Here is a 4488-nt window from a genome sequence, read left to right as displayed (position 1 = left end):
CCTCGGTCAGCGCGGGGCTGCTGCTCTGGCCGTGCTGCACCGTTTACCGCTCTTTGTCAGCCAGGCCGTGGCCGATGAGCTGGATGCAGCCATGCACCGCCATCACATTGGCATTGCCCAGGCCCGCTATGACCGCGATGCCGGAACCGGAATTTTCGCGCAGCTGCCGTGGCAAGCCCAGGCGGCTATTATGAGCATCATCTATCAGCGCGGGCCGGGCAGCATACCCAAGTTCAAAAACACCTGGGCGGCATTTGTGCGGCAGGATTGGGCGGACGCCGCCCGCCGTTTGTGTAATGGCGACTTGTGGGCGGGTTACCAGAGCCGCCGCGCTGCCGAAGGGCGGCTGCTGCGTACCATTGGAGGCTAGTATGGGAATCTTGGGAGCCGCGCTTGGCGGTATTGGCCGTATGTTTGTGCGCAAAGTCACCACGGTTGACACCGAGACGGGCGACGAAAGCACACGGCGACAGGTCACGCCCTTCGGCAAGGGCAGTATCATCGTGATTGGCGGTGCATTGCTATATCACTTTATCCTTTGGCCGGTCCTGAATTATCACTTCCCACATTATGGGTTTCCTCCCATTGATGCGGCACTGCTGACTGTGCTGACCGGTATGGGGATGTAAACACGATGCCGCCGATGGACACCAACACAGATCACGCGGTCCAGCTTGCCCGGCTTAATGCCAAGCTGGATTTATTGCTTGCTCAACTGGGTGACGCGACAGACCGGCTCCGCGAAGTTGAACTGGAGGTGCGTCAACTGCGTGAGGCTCGTGTACTCGAAGAGGGCAAAAAAGCTGGCAGCCGGGCTGTTATCGGCGTGCTGATCAGCCTGCTGTCATTTGTGTCGGGTGTCCTCGGCGCATACTTCAAAGGCGGTTTTAAATAATGGCCCACGACGCTAAAACTCGCAACGCTGCCCGTGCGGCCTATATATATGACATGCTGCCGCTGACGCAGGTATCCACAGCCCACGGCGTGCCACTGGCGACTCTCCGCAGCTGGAAGGCCCGCGCCCTCAAATCTGGAGACGATTGGGACAAGCTGCGCGGCGCGCAGGCGCTTGCAGGTGAGGGTGTGGAGGCCATAGCCCGGCAGATGGTGGGTGACTATGTTACCATGCACAAAACCCTGCTGGAAACAGTCATGACCTCCGCAGACATTCCTGCGGGCAAAAAAGTTGAAGCCCTTGCCAGCCTTGCAGACAGCTTCAATAAAATGCTTGCGGCCTCAAAGAGGGTGTTGCCAGAAACGGGCGAGCTTGCCGTGGCCCTGCGCGTGCTGCGCCTCCTGGGCGAGTATGTGCAGCGCGAATACCCGCAGCATGCCCATGCTCTGTTAGAGGTGCTGGAACCGTTTGCCGCAGGTTTGCCGCAGGCGCTTGGGGGCGCGCATGGCTAAGAAAGACCTCACGCAAAAGGAGTTTTTGCAGCAGCTTGGCGAGTATGCCGACACTCTGCGCCGCACTATTGAGGCCAACTGTGCGGCATTCCCGGTTGACGCCAAGGCATCCAAGGCCCGCCGTAAATGCGCGCAAACGAACTTCAAATTTTTCTGCGAAACATATTTTCCGCACTACACGCAGGTAGGCGGCAAGCCCACTGGCCCCAGCGCACTGCATGAGTGGATTGACGCCAACCTGCCCACCGTTGTTGACGCCTCCGAAGGCATCAAGCAGGCGCTTGCAGCGCCGCGCGGCGAAGCAAAGTCTACTCGCATCACATTGATGCTGGTGCTGTGGTGCGCGCTTACCGGGCGCAAGCGGTATATACCTATCATTGCTGACGCCTTTGAGCAGGCAGCCCCTTTCTTGGAGGGCATCAAGGTAGAACTTGAAAGTAACCCGCGCCTTATAACGGACTTCCCCGAACACACCGGGGCTGGCCGCATCTGGAATGTGGGCACTATCGTCACAACTGGCAATATCAAAATACAGGCGTTTGGCGCGCTCAAGCGTATACGCGGCTTGCGGCATGGCCCATTGCGCCCGGATTTGGTTATTCTCGACGACCTTGAAAACGACGAGAACGTCAAGAGTATTGAACAACGCGACAAACTGGAAAACTGGCTCATGTCTACGGTGCTGAACCTTGGCCCCGCTGACGACAGCATGGACATCATCTATGTGGGTACCATCCTGCATTATGATTCCGTGCTGGCGCGCACGCTCAAAAAGCCCGCGTGGCGTGGCAAACGCTTCCAGAGCATCATAAAATGGCCCGACCATATGGATCTGTGGGATACGTGGGAGGCCATCTACAACGACAGAAGCGAGGATGGCGGGCCAGACGCGGCCCTTGCGTATTACAGTGCCAACCGTGCCGCTATGGACGCGGGCGCGGTTGTGAGCTGGCCCAGCTACCGCCCCTTGTACAAGCTCATGTGCAAGCGGGCAGAAAACCATGACGCCTTTGACAGCGAACAGCAAAACGACCCGCTGTCCACGGGCAATGCCCCCTTTGCCCGTGTGATTGTGCTGTGGACGGAGCTGCCTTCCGGCTTGCTGCCTTTTGGCGCGTGTGACCCGTCGCTTGGTAAGTCAGGCAAGGGCCGCGACCCCTCGGCTTTGCTTGTCGGTGGCCTGCACCGTGATACCATGCGTCTGTTTACGCTTGAAGCGCTTATCCGCAAGCGCCACCCTGACCGCATCATACAAGACATGATTGCCCTGCAACGCTCGTATAACTGCCTGATGTGGGCCGTTGAAACTGTGCAGTTCCAGGCATTCTTTGCAGACGTTGCCATACAGCGGGCCATTGCCAGCGGCACACCGTTGCCTATCCAGCCTGTTGTAAACAGCACGGACAAAGATTTGCGTATTGAAACCCTGCATCCTTATATGGCGCAAGGCCGCATACTGCTGCACCACACCCAGCACACGCTTATAGACCAGTTGCGCCATTGGCCCAAGGCCGACCACGATGACGGACCGGACGCGCTTGAAATGCTCTGGCGCGTGGCAACCCGTGGCTTTGTGAGCTTGCAGGATGCCTTTATCCGCGTGCCGCGCGTGTCTCCATTTGGCGGCATGGTTGGCACTGATATTGACGACTTTGACGACTGCGCGGGCGGCTACAGCCCGCAAAGGTGGTAAGTATGCCTCTGTTTCGCCCCCGCCCGCGCCGTCGGGCAGCTTCTGTCAAACCCGCCCCCGGCGTATTGCACGGCGCGCGCCAGTCCGAAGAGGGCAGCCTTGCTACGTCCTTGCTCTGTCTGGAGCAATGGGGCGATCTCACACGCGGCCTCACGCCTGCGCGTCTGGTGCGCATCCTTGAAGCCGCAGACGCCGGGCAGATTATGGAACAGCATGCGCTGTTTGCAGATATGGAGGATCGCTGCGATCACCTCTCGGCCGAGATGGGCAAGCGCCGCCGGGCGCTGCTTACGCTGGACTGGAACATCATACCCGCCAGCGACGACGCCAAAGCCAAAGATGCCGCAGAAAAGGTGCGTGAATGGTTTGACATGCTGCCGGATTTTGAAGACGTGCTGCTTGATATGGCCGATGGCATCGGCCACGGCTTTTCCGCTCTTGAGCTTCAGTGGGAATTTTCCGAGGGCATTCATTTGCCATCCGAGCTGACATTCCGCCCGCAGTCGTGGTTTACCTGCCCGCAAAACGACCGTAACTGCCTTCATCTGCGCGACGGCACGCTGGAAGGTGCGCCTCTTTGGCCCCTGGGCTGGATTGTACACAAGCACCGCAGCAAAAGCGGCTGGTTGCCGCGTGCCGGACTGTTCCGTGTGCTGGCGTGGACGTACCTCATTCGCGCCTATGCCCTCAATAGTGAAATGGCCTTTACGCAGATTCATGGCCTGCCCATGCGCGTGGGCAAATATCCGCCCGGCAGCAGCAAGGATGATAAGCATGCCTTGCTCAACGCCCTGCGGACACTTGGGCAGGATGCGGCGGGCATCATACCGCAGGGTATGGACATCGTTTTTGAAACGGTCAACCCCGCCACGCAGGATATACCGGGGCTGTTGGTTGAACGCTGCGAACGCGGCATGAGCAAGGCCATATTGGGCGGCACGCTGACAAGTCAGGCGGATGGCAAAACCAGCACCAACGCCCTGGGCATGGTACATAACGAGATACGGCACGATCTGCTTGTGGCTGATGCAGCGCAGTTGGCATCAACGCTTACGGCCCAGCTTGTGGCCCCGCTGTGTGCGCTTAACCTTGGCATCACTGACCGCAAACTGCTGCCGTATTTTCGGTTTGACACGCAGCAGGCAGAAGACTTGGAGCTGTACGCCAATGCCATCCCGAGCCTTGCGCCGTACCTGCCCATCAGCAGCAGGGGCATAATGGAACGGCTCAAGCTGCCCGTTGCGGCTGACGACAACGACCGTATCCGGGCCACACATGTATCTACGCCGGAGGATCAAGGGCAGGAAGACGCCAGCACGCGCACGGCCCATGCCAAGGCCGGGCCTATGGCACGCCCCCCGCAGGATGCAGCGCAGGGCGCTCTGGAT

The 4488-nt window shown here is 59.3% G+C and carries 6 protein-coding genes; all 6 read left to right on the top strand.

Annotated elements, in window-relative coordinates; genetic code table 11:
• The coding region (locus V6C07_RS05070) for a pesticin C-terminus-like muramidase (RefSeq protein ID WP_333535276.1) at positions 1–370 on the top strand (370 nt) is incomplete at its 5' end.
• Position 371: 1 nt separating this feature from the next.
• Positions 372–629: a hypothetical protein gene (locus V6C07_RS05065; RefSeq protein WP_333535275.1), complete on the top strand. Its 258-nt coding sequence runs from the start codon at positions 372–374 to the stop codon at positions 627–629.
• A gap of 14 nt (positions 630–643) precedes the next feature.
• On the top strand, positions 644–895 hold the full coding sequence (locus V6C07_RS05060; protein ID WP_072311427.1) for a hypothetical protein: 252 nt from the start codon (positions 644–646) through the stop codon (positions 893–895).
• The gene (locus V6C07_RS05055; protein ID WP_333535274.1) at positions 895–1407 is read left to right on the top strand and encodes a DUF1804 family protein; all 513 of its coding nucleotides are present in this window, start codon (positions 895–897) and stop codon (positions 1405–1407) included. The genes V6C07_RS05060 and V6C07_RS05055 overlap by 1 nt, the downstream gene beginning before the upstream one ends.
• Positions 1400–3100, top strand: a complete 1701-nt coding sequence (gene terL, locus V6C07_RS05050; protein ID WP_296986080.1) for a phage terminase large subunit — start codon at positions 1400–1402, stop codon at positions 3098–3100. Before V6C07_RS05055 ends, terL begins: the two co-directional genes overlap by 8 nt.
• 2 nt (positions 3101–3102) lie before the next feature.
• Positions 3103–4488: DUF935 domain-containing protein (locus V6C07_RS05045; protein WP_333535273.1), on the top strand; the 1386-nt coding region annotated here is incomplete at its 3' end.

Source organism: Desulfovibrio sp. 1214_IL3152 (genome assembly GCF_036763055.1).
In the GTDB taxonomy this organism is placed as follows: domain Bacteria; phylum Desulfobacterota; class Desulfovibrionia; order Desulfovibrionales; family Desulfovibrionaceae; genus Desulfovibrio.
Note: the sequence above shows the minus strand (reverse complement) of the source record. Positions and strands in the feature narration are given on the sequence as shown.